The 16,028-nt window shown below is 46.7% G+C and carries 17 protein-coding genes and 1 riboswitch; of the genes, 8 read left to right on the forward strand and 9 right to left on the reverse strand.

The genetic code is table 11. The features are described from left to right. The first annotated feature begins 64 nt into the window (after window positions 1-64). The 4 genes from C942_RS01745 to rnd all read left to right on the forward strand — a co-directional run bounded on the left by C942_RS01745 (window position 65) and on the right by rnd (window position 4,591). A complete protein-coding gene (locus C942_RS01745) occupies window positions 65-619 on the forward strand; it encodes a Slp family lipoprotein (RefSeq protein ID WP_007461780.1) in 555 nt (184 codons plus the stop codon). Between the two features lie 32 nt (window positions 620-651). After that, entirely contained in the window at window positions 652-1,569 is a 918-nt protein-coding gene (locus C942_RS01750; RefSeq protein ID WP_232428121.1) for an alpha/beta fold hydrolase, read from the forward strand. 117 nt (window positions 1,570-1,686) lie between these two features. Continuing rightward, window positions 1,687-3,372, forward strand: coding sequence for a long-chain-fatty-acid--CoA ligase FadD (gene fadD / locus C942_RS01755; RefSeq protein WP_007461785.1), 1,686 nt, complete (start codon window positions 1,687-1,689; stop codon window positions 3,370-3,372). Between the two features lie 97 nt (window positions 3,373-3,469). Continuing rightward, window positions 3,470-4,591 carry a ribonuclease D gene (gene rnd / locus C942_RS01760; protein ID WP_036798473.1) on the forward strand — a complete coding sequence of 374 codons (1,122 nt, stop codon included), beginning with the start codon at window positions 3,470-3,472 and terminating at the stop codon, window positions 4,589-4,591. A gap of 81 nt (window positions 4,592-4,672) precedes the next feature. Here the strand turns inward: rnd and minE are convergent, their stop codons facing one another. From minE to minC, 3 genes are read right to left on the reverse strand one after another with little or no spacing between them, the layout of a single operon-like run. Further along, window positions 4,673-4,942 carry a cell division topological specificity factor MinE gene (minE, locus tag C942_RS01765; protein WP_007461788.1) on the reverse strand — a complete coding sequence of 90 codons (270 nt, stop codon included), beginning with the start codon at window positions 4,940-4,942 and terminating at the stop codon, window positions 4,673-4,675. Between the two features lie 7 nt (window positions 4,943-4,949). Next, window positions 4,950-5,762, reverse strand: a complete 813-nt coding sequence (gene minD, locus C942_RS01770; protein ID WP_007461790.1) for a septum site-determining protein MinD — start codon at window positions 5,760-5,762, stop codon at window positions 4,950-4,952. Between the two features lie 21 nt (window positions 5,763-5,783). Continuing rightward, the gene (minC, locus tag C942_RS01775) at window positions 5,784-6,446 is read right to left on the reverse strand and encodes a septum site-determining protein MinC (RefSeq protein ID WP_007461791.1); all 663 of its coding nucleotides are present in this window, start codon (window positions 6,444-6,446) and stop codon (window positions 5,784-5,786) included. A gap of 224 nt (window positions 6,447-6,670) precedes the next feature. Here minC and C942_RS01780 point away from each other — a divergent pair, with 224 nt between their 5' ends. Together C942_RS01780 and C942_RS01785 are read left to right on the forward strand one after the other, a co-directional pair. Further along, a complete protein-coding gene (locus C942_RS01780; RefSeq protein WP_007461793.1) occupies window positions 6,671-6,952 on the forward strand; it encodes a YcgL domain-containing protein in 282 nt (93 codons plus the stop codon). Window positions 6,953-6,961: 9 nt separating this feature from the next. Beyond that, a complete protein-coding gene (locus tag C942_RS01785) occupies window positions 6,962-7,939 on the forward strand; it encodes a lytic murein transglycosylase (protein WP_007461795.1) in 978 nt (325 codons plus the stop codon). 684 nt (window positions 7,940-8,623) lie between these two features. Here C942_RS01785 and C942_RS01790 read toward each other — a convergent pair. Next, complete coding sequence (locus tag C942_RS01790) at window positions 8,624-9,019, reverse strand: H-NS family histone-like protein (protein WP_007461797.1); 396 nt, start codon at window positions 9,017-9,019, stop codon at window positions 8,624-8,626. Window positions 9,020-9,390: 371 nt separating this feature from the next. Beyond that, window positions 9,391-9,573, forward strand: a riboswitch (Lysine riboswitch). Between the two features lie 100 nt (window positions 9,574-9,673). Between C942_RS01790 and C942_RS01800 the strand changes: the two genes are divergently transcribed. Together C942_RS01800 and C942_RS01805 are read left to right on the forward strand one after the other, a co-directional pair. Beyond that, the gene (locus tag C942_RS01800; RefSeq protein ID WP_007461799.1) at window positions 9,674-11,269 is read left to right on the forward strand and encodes a Na+/H+ antiporter NhaC family protein; all 1,596 of its coding nucleotides are present in this window, start codon (window positions 9,674-9,676) and stop codon (window positions 11,267-11,269) included. A gap of 175 nt (window positions 11,270-11,444) precedes the next feature. Next, window positions 11,445-12,023, forward strand: coding sequence for a thymidine kinase (locus tag C942_RS01805; protein ID WP_007461801.1), 579 nt, complete (start codon window positions 11,445-11,447; stop codon window positions 12,021-12,023). A gap of 106 nt (window positions 12,024-12,129) precedes the next feature. Here the strand turns inward: C942_RS01805 and hisIE are convergent, their stop codons facing one another. The 5 genes from hisIE to hisB are packed head-to-tail and all read right to left on the reverse strand — an operon-like array spanning window position 12,130 to window position 16,023. Next, complete coding sequence (gene hisIE, locus C942_RS01810) at window positions 12,130-12,759, reverse strand: bifunctional phosphoribosyl-AMP cyclohydrolase/phosphoribosyl-ATP diphosphatase HisIE (protein ID WP_007461803.1); 630 nt, start codon at window positions 12,757-12,759, stop codon at window positions 12,130-12,132. After that, window positions 12,756-13,529 (reverse strand): imidazole glycerol phosphate synthase subunit HisF, encoded by a 774-nt coding sequence (gene hisF, locus C942_RS01815; RefSeq protein ID WP_007461805.1) that lies wholly within the window; start codon window positions 13,527-13,529, stop codon window positions 12,756-12,758. The genes hisIE and hisF overlap by 4 nt, the downstream gene beginning before the upstream one ends. An 18-nt stretch (window positions 13,530-13,547) precedes the next feature. Beyond that, window positions 13,548-14,282, reverse strand: coding sequence for a 1-(5-phosphoribosyl)-5-[(5-phosphoribosylamino)methylideneamino]imidazole-4-carboxamide isomerase (gene hisA, locus C942_RS01820; protein ID WP_007461807.1), 735 nt, complete (start codon window positions 14,280-14,282; stop codon window positions 13,548-13,550). A 20-nt stretch (window positions 14,283-14,302) separates the two neighbouring features. Next, on the reverse strand, window positions 14,303-14,938 hold the full coding sequence (gene hisH / locus C942_RS01825) for an imidazole glycerol phosphate synthase subunit HisH (RefSeq protein ID WP_007461810.1): 636 nt from the start codon (window positions 14,936-14,938) through the stop codon (window positions 14,303-14,305). Beyond that, on the reverse strand, window positions 14,938-16,023 hold the full coding sequence (hisB, locus tag C942_RS01830) for a bifunctional histidinol-phosphatase/imidazoleglycerol-phosphate dehydratase HisB (RefSeq protein WP_007461812.1): 1,086 nt from the start codon (window positions 16,021-16,023) through the stop codon (window positions 14,938-14,940). Before hisB ends, hisH begins: the two co-directional genes overlap by 1 nt. Window positions 16,024-16,028 lie beyond the last annotated feature (5 nt).

Consider the following 16,028-nt stretch of genomic DNA (forward strand, 5'->3'; position numbering starts at 1 on the left):
CTTTCTGACCTTCGCTTTGGCTGAGCCTTTGTGCGTATATTGAGCAATTGTTCAGGAGTATCTGATGTTTAGGACGCTATTCCTTGGGCTGGTTGCTGTCTTTGTGGTAGGCTGCGCTAACGTGCCAGAAAGCCTGCAAACCCAGTCTGAAAAACCAATAACCGACTATCGAAAAATTGCTACTGAGACCAAACAGGTACAGGGGCAGGAAGTTCGGGTTGGGGGCATTATTGCTGCTGTTACTAACCTTGAAGATCGTACCCGGATTGAGGTTGTCAGTTTGCCTTTAACCAAAGATGGCAGGCCGATTCTTGATAAGAAACCACAGGGACGCTTTGTCGGTTACATTGACGGTTTTCTTGAACCGATGGAGTACCGGCCAGGTCGTTTGCTGACTGTGGTTGGACGGGTAAGCGGTAGTGAGCAGGGAACTGTCGGTGAATTTAAATACCAGTTCCCGGTTATTAAGGTATCCGGTGATCTGCTTTGGCAGATCAAGCAGGAAATCTGGCTCGATGATTTCGAACGAAACTTTAACTGTGTCGGTCTTCGTTGTCCGGTAAGCAGTTACGGCATTGGCTTTACTCGCGGAGAAGTTACCCAGCGGGTAACCAAATAAACTTGTAGTTCTATATCGAGCGAGAGAGTTCTGTGTCGGGCGTAATGTACAACACCTATTTCCAGCTGGCGGAAATAAAGTTGGCTGGTCTGTGTTCATTTCAGCATCAGGGCGGGGTGGTAAAGCCATCTGCGCCTTTGTCTTATTTGCAAGCAACCAAGCCTTTTTTAGTCTTTCTGCATGGCTGGCAGGATAATGCGGCCAGCTTTGACGGGCTTTTTCCGCTATTAGCTAAGTACTATCACCTGATTGCGATTGACTGGCCGGGCCATGGTCTTTCTCAGCCGAGGGGAAGAGATAATTACTATTACTTCTTTGATTATGTCGATGACCTCAATCAGTTGATTGCGATGCTTCCTGCCGATGAGGTGTTGCTTGTCGGCCACTCGCTAGGGGCTCTGGTTGCCGGCAGTTATGCTGCAGCTTTTCCGGAAAAGGTTAAAGGGCTGGTCATGATAGAAGGTTTGGCTCCTCTTCATGAATCTGCGGAAAATGTCGCTAAAAGATTGCGTGATGGTATTGGCAGCCGGCAGCGTTATCGCCAGCGTGCTGAGCTGCGGGCAGCAAGGTATATGCAGTCTTTTCAGGAAGCTCTGGAGTTGCGTTGTGCTGTTAACCGTTTATCACCGGAGCAATTGACGCCTCTGGTTGAACGTGCGACTTATCAGGATGGCCAGCAATGGTACTGGCGTCATGATAACAGGCTGCGTTGTGATTCTCTCTATCGTATAGCTCATGATCATGCTAGGGCATTAATGACTGAAATTCAGTGTCCGGTGCTATCGATAGTGGGAAATTGCGGATTTAAAGAACTTAAGCAACCCGAGGCCGGGCGTCTCTGGTTGCATGACAGCACTCAGGTTGAAGTCGATGGTGGCCATCACTGCCATATCGAGAGCCCGAGTGCTGTGTGCGAGCACATTATTGTGTTCGGCTCTGAATTTAAATAACGGTTCAAATTCGTTATTTATGTTTGTTAACTGTGCTTTAGTGGCGGCGGCAAACGTTAGTTGTACCCCAAAGCAGTAATTACTGACCTTAGGTCAGAAAAAGAAGGAGAGTGCAAAGTGGATAAGGTTTGGCTTAACCGCTATCCGGAAGATGTACCGGCAGAAATCAACCCGGATCAATATCCGTCGCTGGTTGAAATGTTCGAGCAATCTGTACAGAAATATGCAGATCAGACAGCATTTATCAATATGGGGCAGGTGATGACCTTCCGCAAACTGGAAGAGCGTAGCCGTGCATTTGCTGCTTATCTGCAAAATGAGCTTAAGCTGCAAAAAGGTGACCGCGTTGCGGTGATGATGCCTAACCTGCTGCAATACCCGATTGCTCTGTTCGGTATCCTTCGTGCCGGTTGTGTGGTGGTTAACGTTAACCCGCTATATACCCCGCGTGAACTGGAACATCAGTTGAATGACTCCGGCGCTAAAGCAATCGTGATCGTGTCCAACTTTGCCCATACTCTGGAATCTATCGTTAAGAATACCTGTGTTGAGCATGTTGTTCTTACTCGCCTGGGTGATCAGCTTACCCGCCCGAAAGGCACACTGGTTAACTTTGTTGTCAAATATATTAAGAAGATGGTGCCGAAGTACCACCTTCCTCACGCGACCTCTATGCGTTCAGCGCTACGCAAAGGCCGTCGAATGCAATACGTTAAACCGTTTATGTCCGGAGATGACACGGCATTCCTGCAGTACACCGGTGGTACAACTGGTGTGGCAAAAGGTGCTGAACTGACTCATCGAAATATGCTGGCTAATGTGATTCAGGCCAAAGGAGCTTATAGTCCGGTTCTGACTGAAGGTCGTGAGCTGATTGTGACTGCATTGCCACTGTATCACGTGTTTGCCCTAACGGTGAACTGCCTGCTGTTCATTGAAATGGGTGGTCGCAACCTGCTTATCACCAACCCGCGTGATATCCCTACTTTTATAAAAGAGCTGCAGCGTTATCCGTTTACCGCGCTGACCGGGGTAAACACCCTGTTCAATGCCCTGGTGAACAATGAAGATTTCCACGAGCTGGATTTCAGCAACCTGCACCTATCTGTTGGCGGTGGTATGGCGGTACAGCGTGCCGTTGCTGAGAAGTGGAAACAAATTACCGGTAATTACCTGCTGGAAGGTTACGGCCTGACAGAATGTTCGCCGCTGGTGGCGGCGTACCCGTATGATCTGGTGGATTACAATGGTTCTATCGGCCTGCCTGTTCCTTCTACAGAAGTACGCATCGTTGATGACGAAGGCAACGTGCTGGCAAATGATCAAACCGGTGAACTTCAGGTTCGTGGTCCTCAGGTTATGAAGGGATACTGGCAGCGTCCGGAAGCGACAAAAGAAGTACTGACCGATGATGGCTGGCTGTCAACCGGTGATATTGTCTGCTTCGATGATGAGGGCTTCCTGCACATTGTCGATCGTAAGAAAGACATGATCCTGGTTTCAGGCTTCAACGTGTACCCGAACGAGATCGAAGATGTTGTTGCTCTTCATAACAAAGTGTTGGAAGTTGCTGCTATCGGTCAACCACATGAAGTTTCAGGTGAAGTGGTGAAGGTTTGCGTAGTGAAGAGCGACCCTAGTCTGACCCGCGAAGAGCTGATCATGCACTGTCGTGAACACCTGACCGGCTATAAAGTGCCAAAGGTTGTGGAGTTCCGTGACGAGTTGCCAAAGACCAATGTTGGTAAAATTTTGCGCCGAGCGTTGCGTGAAGAGTCAGATAAGGTGGCTCAACAAGCATAACCTGTTAAATCAGGTTACAATGTGGTGAATAATGAGTGCCGGCGTTATGCCGGCACTTTGTTTCGACCGGTCAGGTCGTCCAAATAAAAGGTTTGCTGTGAATTTTGAAATCGTAACAACAACCGAGCGACTGGATGTCGTATGTGAGCATGCCCGAACGAAATCGGCAGTGATGCTTGATACTGAATTTGTCCGTACCAGGACACTGTACCCGAAATTGGGACTGATCCAGCTGTTTGATGGTGACAGCCTGGTATTGATTGATCCGCTGGCTATCGACGATCTTGAACCTTTATGGGCTCTGCTGCGTGATCAGTCGGTCATCAAAGTGCTTCATGCCTGCGGTGAAGATCTGGAAGTGTTCCAGCATTATGCCGGTTGTCTGCCAGTACCTATGCTGGATACACAGGTGATGGCATCTTTCCTTGGTTACGGTGTTTCTGCCGGTTTCGGAACTCTGGTTAATGATTTTCTTGGTATTGAGCTGGATAAGGGTGAAGCTCGTACTAACTGGTTGGCACGTCCCCTGACCACTAAGCAGCTTGATTATGCGGCAGCGGATGTATTTTACCTTTTACCTCTATATGAAAAGTTATATGAGCAGGTTGAAGCTAAAGGTTGGCTGGATGCGCTGAAGCAGGAATGTTCTTCTTTGATGCTAAAGCGTATGAAGCAGGCCGATCCGGAAAAAGCTTACCTGGATATTAAAAATGCCTGGCAGTTAGATCCGAAACAGTTGGCGATTTTGCAGAAGGCGGCTAAGTGGCGAATGCTGGAAGCACGTAAGCGCGATTTGGCACTGAACTTTATCGTGAAAGAGCTGCACTTGTGGAAGTTGGCGCGTTTCAATATTAAATCCAAAGCGGTAATGGCAAAGGAAGGCTTTGATAGTATGGAAATCCAGCGCCATGCCGGTCGTTTGCTTAAAATGGTTTACGATGTAGACAAGATGTCACCGTTGGATTACCCAGAAAAGATTGTTCGCCTTGTTGATTTACCTGGCTACAAGCAACTGGTAAAGCGCATCAAAGATGAAGTCACGAAAGTGGAAGCAGAAACAGGTTTGGCTCCTGAGTTTTTGGCATCGAAAAAACAGGTTAACCAGTTGATCTCATGGGCATGGAAAAAACAAATGCCAGCGGATGACCTGCCGGACATGATGAAAACCTGGCGCAAAGCCTTGTTTGAAGAACGTGTAATGCCACTATTGAAGCGATAGAAAGCGTTTCAGTTTCCTATTATTTTTGCTCTATATAATAAAGCCCCGGCACTGCCGGGGCTTTTTAATCGCATCAGCCGATTAGCGGCTGCCTTCTTCTTCAGGCAGGGTAACGTTCAGTTCCAGAACAGAAAGATCTTCTTCTTTCTGATCCAGGTTTACGCTCACCTGGTCAGGAGTGATTTCGACATATTTGCGAATCACTTCCAGGATATCCTGCTTAAGTTGTGGCAGGTAGCTTGGTTCACCCTGGCCTGCGGAGCGTCTTTCCGCAACGATAATCTGAAGCCTTTCTTTTGCCAGACTCGCAGATGTTGGTTTTTTGGGACGGAAGAATTCTAGCAAAGCCATAGTTGAATTAGCCTCCAAATAGACGTTTCAGGAAGCCTTTTTTCTCTTCCTCTAAGAAACGGAATGGGCGCTCCTCGCCCAGTAAACGACCTACTGTATCTTCGTAAGCCATACCTGCGTCAGAACCTTTATCGAAAATGACAGGTTCACCTTTGTTAGATGCATTCAATACTGCCTGGCTTTCAGGAATCACACCCAGAAGCGGAATGTGCAGGATCTCTTCAACATCAACCACACTCAGCATTTCGCCCAGCGTTACACGCGCCGGGTTATAGCGGGTAAGTAGCAGGTGAGTTTTGACCGGATCGGCACCGTCTTCTGCACGACGCGACTTTGAATCTAAAATGCCAAGAATACGGTCAGAGTCACGTACTGAAGAGACTTCAGGATTTGTTGTAACAATGGCTTCATCGGCAAAATACAGTGCCATCAGGGCACCGGTTTCAATGCCGGCCGGAGAATCACAGATAATGAACTCAAAGCCCATTTCATCCATGTCTTTCAGTACTTGCTCAACGCCCTCACGAGTCAGTGCATCTTTATCACGAGTCTGTGAAGCAGGAAGAACAAAAAGGTTATCAACGCGCTTGTCTTTAATCAAAGCCTGATTAAGATTTGCTTCACCGTTGATAACATTAACAAAATCATATACGACACGGCGTTCGCAACCCATAATCAGGTCAAGGTTACGCAGGCCGATATCAAAATCAATAACTGCTGTTTTTTTGCCGCTTAGCGCCAGGCCCGATGCGATAGCTGCACTGGAAGTTGTTTTACCAACGCCACCTTTGCCCGAGGTAACAACGATAATACGTGCCATCAATTAATTCCTTATCAAACTCTATAGAGCCAGATGCTCTATGTTTAAATTATTTTCAGCTAGTGAGATAACGACACCTTTACCCCAGAATTCGTCCTGAATTTTATCACTGAGCCAGTAGTTACCTGCAATGGAAATTAGTTCAGATTGCAAGTTATGACAAAAAATTCTGGCTTCCTGTTGTCCGTTGGCGCCGGCAATAGCTCGTCCACGCATGGTTCCATAGATATGGATACAACCGTCAGCAATGACTTCTGCACCGGCACTGACGTGGTTCATAATAATTAAATCACTGTTTTTGGCGTAGATTTGCTGCCCGGAACGGACCGGGGTACGGATGATTTTAGTCGGAACCATCACTGGCTCAGCAGCTTTTGCCTGTCGAGCGGCATTCATGATAGCAAAGCCGGCCTCTTTAGCCTGGCTCTGGTATCGGGCATTTTTACAACCACTGATCCCGACAGGTATCATACCGGCTTTTTGCACCGCTGTTTTCAGCTGTGCGAAATCAATTTGGTCATCTGTCTGACTGATGTCGATGACAACAGGGGCAGAGGCAAAAAAATTCGGCGCCTGGTCAACTTTCTCTTTCAGAAAGTCGGCTGCCTTTTCAATATCCCCGTCTACGAGGTGCAGGGCTGAGAGCGTAAATGAGCCCCCTTTAAGTTCTGCTGTATTTGCCATACTCAACTCAATGACTGTCGCTAAATTAGCCGTTCAGGTACGTTATCACATAGGTACTTGCATGTTATATTCCTAAGGGTATGACAGCAAGCTATCCTTGCTTTAGCGTTGGAAATTCAGACAAGCATCTCATCTGAACGCCCATTTGGTGGTACTCAGAGGGAATGATTCTGCATTATTGCGGTCTGAATTAGGTGACAGATTCAACTGACAGGCTACTTTTGATGTTTTGTGCAATTTATAAAAGCCCTAAAAAAGAAAACACGTATCTATATATCAACAATAAAGATGATTTTTCACAGGTACCGAAAAGCCTGATGGCGACTTTTGGTACTCCTCAGTTTGTTATGGTGTTGAACCTGGATAACGGACGTAAATTAGCGCTGGCAGATGTGGATAAAGTAAAAGACGCATTGGCAACAGCCGGTTTTTATTTGCAGGTACCACCTCCGGTGACTAATTTACTTGATGAGTATAAGGCTTCAATGGCCGGAAATAATTCATAAAGGGTAAGTATGCATAAGCGATTGATATCGGCCCTGGTGGCCTTGGGATTAGGATTCTCATCTGTAGCTATGGCTGCAGATGCAGACAAAGGATTTGACGAATATGTACTCGGGCTGAAGGTTGAAGCCCGTGAAAAAGGAATTTCAGAGTCGATCATCAACTCTGCTTTTGACGGTATTACATTTGTTGAGCGAGCGGTTAAAGCTGACAAAAATCAGCCAGAGAAGAAATTGACACTGGATGAATACCTTCCTCGGGCTGTGCCTGACTGGAAAGTAAAACAGGCAAATGAGCTTTATCGTAAGCATAAAAAGACATTGGATAAAATCGGGCGACAATATGGTGTTCAGCCAAGGTTTATTGTTGCTCTGTGGGGCGTAGAAAGTAATTTTGGTCGTCTGATGGGGAATTACAATGTTGTTGAAGCGCTTTCAACACTTGCTTATGAAGGTCGACGAGAAGCTTTTTTCCGTAATCAGGTAATGGCAGCGCTGCAAATTCTCGATCAAGGACATATTTCGCCAAAAGAGATGAAGGGGTCATGGGCCGGGGCAATGGGCCAGCCGCAGTTCATGCCGACATCTTTTTTAACTTTTGCTGTTGATGGTAATAATGATGGCCGGATTGATATTTGGCAGACTGAAGCGGATGTGTTTGCATCTGCTGCCAATTATCTTAAGAAGTCTGGTTGGGATGATGAATATACATGGGGACGTCAGGTTAAATTACCTAAAGGTATAAATGATAAGCTGTTTGGTGTAGAGAAGGATAAAAGTCGTTCTTTAGCTGAATGGCAGAAGCTTGGGGTAAGAAGAATCAATGGTAAAGCTTTGCCGAAAGTTGATATTCAAGCTTGGCTTATTCAACCCGATGATAATCATGGAAGGGCGTATTTAGTATATGGTAACTACCTGACATTATTGAAGTGGAATCGCTCTCATTATTTTGCATTAGCAGTTAGCCATCTTGCTGACAGGATTCGATAATTATCCATGATACAAAGCCAGACATTCATGTCTGGCTTTTTTGTGCGTATTTCTATACATCAGCGCGATCTTATTTATCATACCTAAGTCGCTGTAAGACCCTGTCTTTCAAAATGGAAAGGGAGATTATTAGCTTGACGTTGAGATGCTGATTTTTAACTTAGAGTAACTATGTTATCAAATCAAAGTTTGGTCCAAGTATTAGTTAATTTTCGCTGAACAAGTATACCTAAGGTACTTGGCTATATTTGTTTGTTCCATGAAAAGTACGAAGTTAATCACCTAGAGAGAAGCCGCATGATGGGCATATAGTGAGCTTTTCCGTCTTAGCCCTCGCTATCGAGTGGTTGATGTATTGAAATCGCCCGTAATTGAATGTCGTTACCTCATGGGGTGGAGATATAGTGCTGGAGTAGAAAAGTAAGGAGTTGTAATTTTCCTTCTGTAAGACCTTTCAAAGAAAAGCAGACGTTATAGAGTATTAATTCTAATTATATCTGTGGACACGATATTATCGTTATGCAAATTAGTTGTAGTCGTACCGAGAATTATTGTGAGTTTAATGAACATAATTTCACTGTGCTGACTTTAAACACGAACGTTTTTTTGTATGGATAAGCAGGAATATGAATATAAAAAAGCCCGGAAGTTCCGGGCTTTTGTTCAGCTTATATTCAGCTTTAATTAGATTTCGAAATCTTCTAGAGATTTACCTTCATCAAGTGCTTTCTTCAGTGCGCTTGGAGTACGGCCTTGGCCTGTCCAGGTTTTTTCTTCACCATTTTCATCAATGAAACGGTATTTAGCAGGACGAGCAGCACGTTTTGCTTTAGGTGCTTTATTCAGGCTCGCTAGTAATTCTTCAGGGTCGATACCGTCAGCCAGAAGCATTTCACGGTATTGAGCAAGTTTTTCGCTACGTTCTTTTTCTTTAGCTATTTCTTCTGCTTCTGCTTCTTCACGCTCGCTAACAACTGTTTGTAGTTTCTCCAGAGCTTCCTGAAGTTGTTCCAGAGTATATTCACGCGAAAGAGCACGAAGGCTACGAAGGTTAAACAGCGCTTTCATTGCATCAGACATTTTATATTTCCTGTTGGCTTTAAACTGTTTTAATAAATAATAGCAGTCTCAAATCTATATTGGCAATAATAATACGTTTAATCCTGTGATGCCAAATAAAATATCTGGTCTGGTTTTAGTTTTTTTTGAATTAGGCTGATGAAAATCTCATTTTTTATATTTTAGGATGATGTTGAGTGTGAAATTAATCGAGACTTTGAGGAAATTGAATGTCCGTAATTTCATATGATTTAATGGTGCTAAGGAATACATAGAAGCTTCAATTGTGCGTTTTTTCATCGCTGCGGAAAAATTATTCACTATATGTGTTAATTTTTTCATCTTATGTTGTTGCAAATGGTTCATGATTCCGTACAATGAAATCTTCCTTGACTAAGGGTAGAGGCGCATTGTCTATAAGTAACTGGCAGTAGGGTGATTCCGATGATAGCCAGAGAAAGGAGCCGATGCCGAAGTGAGACAGGTCATCAAGCCTGCTTGCTGGGGTTGTCACCGAATAGGGGCAACACTGCCATAGTATATAATTACATTAACTATGGAGCGCTACTGTGGGGTCGGAATAGGGGACTTGCTTTCCTTTATACTCTTCTCTTTAACGACTTATGTCGTGCTCAGCAGTAGATCTCCAACCAGGTATCGGTTGTAGTTGAGATCATGAATATTGTAGATTTTTCCCATTCATCCATTTCATTGTTACCGCCATTAGTGGCGTTGGGCCTTGCGATTCTGACACGTCGCGTTTTGGTTTCTCTAGGTGTTGGTATTGTTCTTGGCGCTTTATTGCTGACAGATTTTTCTCTGGGTATGACTGCAGAATATGTGGGTACTACCGTTAAAGGTTTGTTCATTGATGATGGTGCTATTAATAGCTGGAACATGAGTATTGTCGCTTTCCTTATTTTGCTGGGTATGACGACAGCACTGCTAACCCTTTCTGGTGGTACTCGTGCTTTTGCTGAATGGGCACAGACAAAAATTAAATCTAAGCGCGGTGCAAAACTGCTTGCTGCTTTTTTAGGGGTCTTTATTTTCGTCGATGACTATTTTAATAGTCTGGCGGTAGGTTCTATTTCTCGTCCTGTTACCGATCGTTTTTACGTTTCACGTGCCAAACTAGCTTACATTCTGGATTCAACCGCTGCACCAATGTGTGTGTTGATGCCTGCGTCAAGCTGGGGTGCTTATATTATCACGCTTATCGGTGGCATTTTGGTATCACACGGTGTGACAGAATATTCTGCACTGAGCGCATTCATTCAACTTGCACCAATGAACTTTTACGCGGTGTTTGCTTTATTAATGGTATTTGTTGTTGCCTGGTTCCAACTGGATATCGGCGCAATGAAGCAGCATGAAATGCAGGCAAGCCATGGTCACGGCTTTGATGAAGGTGGTGACGACTCCCAGGCAAAAGATCTGAACGACGAGCTGGAAATTGAAGAAAGTGAAAATGGTCGTGTGGCTGATTTGGTAATGCCAATCGTTGCTCTTATCTTCGCTACTTTCTTCTTTATGATTTATACCGGTTACCAGGCTCTGGCTGCTGATGGTATTGCGTTTAATATCTTGGGTGCGTTCGAGAATACTGATGTAGGTATGTCTCTGGTTTACGGTGGTCTGGTTGGTCTTGTAGCTGCAATGATCCCGGTAATTCGCCAGCGTCTGCCAATGTCTGATGTGGCATCTACACTGTGGATTGGTGCGAAATCAATGTTCGGCGCTATCCTTATCCTGCTGTTTGCATGGAGTATTGGTAGCGTGATCGGTGATATGGAAACCGGTAAGTACCTGTCAACACTGGTTCAAGGTAATATCAGCCCGGCACTGCTACCTGCAATTCTGTTCCTGTTGGCTGGCCTGATGGCGTTCTCAACGGGTACATCATGGGGTACGTTCGGTATCATGCTGCCAATCGCAGGTGATTTGGCTGCAGCTTCTGATATTGCGCTGATGCTGCCAATGCTGGGTGCGGTTCTGGCTGGTTCTGTATTTGGTGACCACTGTTCTCCGATTTCAGATACGACGATTCTGTCTTCAACCGGTGCGCGCTGTCATCACATTGATCACGTATCAACGCAGCTGCCTTACGCTCTGTCTGTTGCTTTGGTTTCAACCATTGGCTTCCTGGTACTGGGTATGACAGGTTCAATGCCGGTAGCCTTTATGGCAGCAGTAATTAGCTTCATTCTGGTTTGTGTAGCACTGATGTGGATGGCTCGCCGTCCGGCTGTTGCTGCGGCTAAAATGTAAAAGCTGATTAGGCATCAAACTGTTAGACATTAATGAAAGCCTGCAACTAAATTGCAGGCTTTTTATCATTAAATAATGCGTGATATTTTGTGCTTTCGTGCGGTCACGCGCTTTTAATTCTTACCTCTTTTCTGTAGCATTTCGGCAGTTTTTTTGCGCTTTGACGGGGAGCCACATGGCCCAGATGTATTTCTATTACTCGGCAATGAATGCGGGTAAGTCGACGACCTTATTGCAGTCATCTTTTAACTATCGTGAACGCGGCATGACGCCGGTGATCTTTACGGCGGCTATTGATGATCGTTTCGGTGTCGGTAAGGTGAGCTCGCGTATTGGTCTGCAGGAAGAAGCTGAGCTGTTTGGTGCGCAAGACGATTTATATCAAAAGCTTCAGGATATGTCAGCGAACACAAAAATTGATTGTGTGCTGATTGATGAATGCCAGTTCCTGACTAAAGAGCAGGTTTATCAGCTGACGGAAATTGTCGACAAGATGCACATTCCTGTTTTGTGTTACGGCTTGCGTACTGATTTCCGCGGAGAACTTTTTGAAGGCAGTCGTTATTTGTTGTCCTGGGCTGATAAGCTGGTGGAGCTGAAAACAATCTGTCATTGTGGTCGCAAAGCAAATATGGTGATCCGTATGGATGAAACTGGTCGCGCAATTGCAGACGGTGATCAGGTTGTGATTGGCGGTAATGATCGTTACGTATCTGTTTGCCGCAAACATTATAAAGAAGCGTTGGGTAAGTAATTAATTGCACTCAGCGCTTAATTGAAAATAAGAAAGCCCGGGTTGATATTCCCGGGCTTTTATTTTTAGTTCGTTTCTAAAATAGATGCTCTGCTTATTAAGCAAATTATTTATTATGACGTTCCTGAAGTTTTGCTGTGACATCTGACAGGGAAAGCCCCTGATCTTGTAATAAAACTATCAGGTGGTAGAGCAAATCGGCAGATTCACAGATCAGCTCCTTCTTATCGCCCGACGTTGCCGCAAGCGCGACTTCAACGCCTTCTTCGCCCACTTTTTGCGAAATACGCTTGGTACCGCGGGCGTAGAGACTGGCGGTGTAGGAAGAGGTTGGATCGGCATCTTTACGTTCAGCCAGCAGCTGTTCCAGTTGATGAAGGAACACCAGTGCCGGTTGTTCAACCAGTCCTTCCTGGGCTGTGTTACTGTCAAAGCAGGTTGTGGTATTGAGGTGACAGGTCGGGCCGACAGGATCGACTTTAACCAGCAGGGTATCCTCATCACAATCGAGTTTGATGCTCTTAAGATTCAGGACATTGCCAGAGGTTTCGCCCTTGGTCCAAAGGCGTTGCTTGCTGCGAGACCAGAAGGTGACTTTTTTACTCGCCAGTGTTTTGTCCAGCGCGGCTTCATTCATATAGCCCAGCATCAGCACCTGGCCGCTGGTGTTGTCCTGCACGATGGCCGGAACCAGGCCGTCTACTTTTTCCCAGTTAATATTTGCTGCCAGGCTCATAGTCTTATCTCCACATCTTGCTGTTTCAGGTACTGCTTTAATTTGCCGATATTGATGATCCGTTTATGGAAAACAGAAGCTGCCAATGCGCCGTCTACATTGGCTTTATTAAAGGCATTGGCGAAATGGAGCATTTCTCCGGCTCCGCCCGAGGCAATCAGCGGAACATGGCAGACTTCGCGAACCATATTCAGTTGCTTGAGATCGTAACCTTGCCGGACACCATCCTGGTTCATCATGTTTAGTACGATTTCCCCGGCACCGCGTTTTTGTACTTCCTGAACCCAGTCCCGGGTTTCCCACTGGGTGACTTTGGTGCGGCTTTCATCACCGGTGAATTGGTAAACCTGGTATTTTTCGGTTTCAGCATCAAAGTAAGAGTCGATGCCGACCACAATACATTGCACACCGAACTTATCCGCTAATTCGGTGATCAGCGCCGGATTAGCTAACGCCGGTGAGTTGATGGACACTTTATCGGCACCAAATTGCAGGATGCGGCTGGCATCTTCAGCGGACTTGATTCCGCCGGCAACACAGAACGGGATATCAATCACTTCCGCAACCCGGGCAACCCAGCTTTTGTCGACGACGCGGCCATCACTGGAAGCGGTAATATCGTAAAACACCAGTTCATCAGCCCCTTCCTCGGCATAGCGTTTGGCAAGCGGGACGATATCACCGATGATTTCGTGGTTACGGAACTGCACGCCCTTGACTACTTGTCCGTCGCGGACATCAAGACAAGGGATAATTCGTCTTGCTAACATGTTTTTCTCCTTGTCCGGTTAGCTGTTCCAACAGGTAAATGCTTCTTCTGCGGTGAATTTACCGTCGAGAAGGGCCCGGCCGACAATCACGCCGGCAACACCGGAACCCTTCAGCGCCGCAATATCATCCAGGGAGCCAATGCCACCCGAAGACTGAAACTGAACTTGCGGGTAACTGGCGCACAGATCCCGGTAGAGTTCTACATTCGAGCCACTTAAGGTGCCGTCGCGGGAAATATCGGTACAAAGTACGTGGCGAAGGCCGACAGTCAAGTAATCATCCAGCAGATCTTCAATGCTGACTCCTGAGTCTTCCTGCCAGCCGGAAATAGCGACTTTTCGGTTGCCGTTGTCATCAATGTTGACATCAAGGGCGAGCACAATGCATTCCGGGCCGTATTTCTCCATCCAGCCCTTCACTAATTCTGGCTGTTTTACCGCGGTGGAGCCGACGACCACGCGTTGTGCCCCAGCTTCCAGCAAGTCGTTGACATCTTGTTCGCTGCGGACACCGCCACCGATTTGGATATTAGCCGGGGTGCTGGCCAGCAGTTTGCCGATAAGCTGAAGTTGACGGGCTGAAGTATCTTTGGCTCCGGTAAGATCAACCAAGTGCAGCCAGTCGGCACCTGCTTGGTTGTAAAGGGCAAATTGTTCGGCCGGATCAACCTTATATTCGGTTACCTGACCGTAGTCACCCTGAAAAAGACGAACAACCTGACCGTCAATTAAATCAAGTGCGGGAATAATCATATCAAGTCCTTTTGCCGTCGTTACATTTCAAGAAAGTTTCTGATTAGTTGTGCCCCGGCCTTGCCTGAACGCTCTGGGTGGAACTGGACACCGAAATAGTTTCCGTTCTGAACAGCCGCCGAAAAAGCATTTCCGTATTCGCAACTGGCAATGGTTTTGCCACCGTCTGCTTTGTCAAAAACAGGCATCGCGTAACTGTGAACAAAATAAAAATAGCTGCCTGCCGGGATATCTTTAAACAACGGATGATCCTGCTGCGGGGTGATGGTGTTCCAGCCCATGTGCGGCAGAGGCAACTCTCCGGTCTCTAATTTTGTTACCGGTGCTGCACAAAGGTTAAGGCAGGGAACCTGCTCTGTACCGCTTTGTCCCTGTTCTTCTGATAGCTCACCGAGCAGCTGCATGCCAAGGCAAATACCGAGAAGCGGCTTATCGACTTTTTTTACCAGCTCAATCAGGTTACGTTCCTGCAGGTTTTTCATCGCTTCACTGGCGGTTCCGACACCGGGTAGAAACAGCTTGTCGGCAGTAAGTACGACTCCTGGCTCTTTACTGACCGTCACCTTGTAACCTTCACGCTCAATTGCAAAACGTACCGATGAGACATTCGCACAGCCAGTATCAATGATGACGACTTGCTGGTTTTCTTTTGCCATTACAGTACTCCTTTACTGCTTGGTAACTCGTTGCCTTCAACCCGGATTGCCTGGCGCAGGGTGCGTCCAAAGGCCTTGAACAGACTCTCGACAATATGGTGGTCGTTGTCACCGCTTGATGACAGGTGCAGGGTGCAGGCCAGGGTATCGGTCAGCGAGCGGAAGAAATGCGATACCATCTCGGTTGAAAGATCGCCGACCTGATCTCGGCTAAATTTAGCATCAAACTTCAGATACGGACGGCCGGACAGATCCAGTGCGCACTGCGCCAGGCACTCATCCATTGGCAGGCTGAAGCCGAAACGGCCGATGCCGCGTTTGTCGCCAAGGGCTTTTTTCAACGCTTCACCCAGTGCTAGCGCGGTATCTTCGACACTGTGGTGATCGTCGATGTGCAGGTCGCCGTCAACGGTGAGTACGAGGCGGAACCCGCCGTGGGTGGCGATTTGATCCAGCATATGATCAAAGAAACCCAGCCCGGTTTTGATGATATTGCCGCCGGATTCGTCCAGGTTGACCTTAACCCGGATATTGGTTTCTTTGGTAGTGCGTACCACCTCTGCGATCCTTGGCGACGTAGTAAGATCTTTGACGATCTGTGGCCAGTTCATCGTGGTGTCATCACTCGGCTGCGGATTATAGCGAATGCCGCGGATAGCCATATTTTCTGCCAGTTCGAGATCGGTCGGACGATCGCCGATCACGACTGAGTGCTCGAAGTCGACGCGGCCTCCGCGCAGGTAGTCTTTTACCATGCCCAGCTTAGGCTTGCGGCAGGTACAATTGTCTTCTTCAAAGTGTGGGCAGATCAGGGTATCAGCAAACTTAACGCCCTGAGATTCGAAGATTTCCATCATCATCTGATGCGGAGCATCAAAGTCTTCTTGTGGATAGCTTTCTGTGCCGAGGCCGTCCTGATTGGTGACCATCACCAGTTTGTAACCGGCATCCTGCAGCTTTAACAGCGACGGGATCACTAATGGTTCCAGCTTGAGTTTGTCCAGTCGGTCGACCTGAAAATCAACGGGTGGCTCAACAATCAGTGTGCCGTCCCGGTCGATAAATAAAATCTTTTCCTTGCTCACAATAT

Origin of the sequence: Photobacterium marinum (genome assembly GCF_000331515.1) — a bacterium.
GTDB lineage: Bacteria > Pseudomonadota > Gammaproteobacteria > Enterobacterales > Vibrionaceae > Photobacterium > Photobacterium marinum.

Bases quoted from the DNA above. Each gene is read 5' to 3' on its own strand.
- C942_RS01745 (WP_007461780.1), top strand. From the start codon at position 65: ATGTTTAGGACGCTATTCCTTGGGCTGGTTGCTGTCTTTGTGGTAGGC.
- minE (WP_007461788.1), bottom strand. From the start codon at position 4,942: ATGGCTTTGCTAGAATTCTTCCGTCCCAAAAAACCAACATCTGCGAGT.
- minD (WP_007461790.1), bottom strand. From the start codon at position 5,762: ATGGCACGTATTATCGTTGTTACCTCGGGCAAAGGTGGCGTTGGTAAA.
- minC (WP_007461791.1), bottom strand. From the start codon at position 6,446: ATGGCAAATACAGCAGAACTTAAAGGGGGCTCATTTACGCTCTCAGCC.
- C942_RS01780 (WP_007461793.1), top strand. From the start codon at position 6,671: ATGTTTTGTGCAATTTATAAAAGCCCTAAAAAAGAAAACACGTATCTA.
- C942_RS01785 (WP_007461795.1), top strand. From the start codon at position 6,962: ATGCATAAGCGATTGATATCGGCCCTGGTGGCCTTGGGATTAGGATTC.
- C942_RS01790 (WP_007461797.1), bottom strand. From the start codon at position 9,019: ATGTCTGATGCAATGAAAGCGCTGTTTAACCTTCGTAGCCTTCGTGCT.
- C942_RS01800 (WP_007461799.1), top strand. From the start codon at position 9,674: ATGAATATTGTAGATTTTTCCCATTCATCCATTTCATTGTTACCGCCA.
- C942_RS01805 (WP_007461801.1), top strand. From the start codon at position 11,445: ATGGCCCAGATGTATTTCTATTACTCGGCAATGAATGCGGGTAAGTCG.
- hisIE (WP_007461803.1), bottom strand. From the start codon at position 12,759: ATGAGCCTGGCAGCAAATATTAACTGGGAAAAAGTAGACGGCCTGGTT.
- hisF (WP_007461805.1), bottom strand. From the start codon at position 13,529: ATGTTAGCAAGACGAATTATCCCTTGTCTTGATGTCCGCGACGGACAA.
- hisA (WP_007461807.1), bottom strand. From the start codon at position 14,282: ATGATTATTCCCGCACTTGATTTAATTGACGGTCAGGTTGTTCGTCTT.
- hisH (WP_007461810.1), bottom strand. From the start codon at position 14,938: ATGGCAAAAGAAAACCAGCAAGTCGTCATCATTGATACTGGCTGTGCG.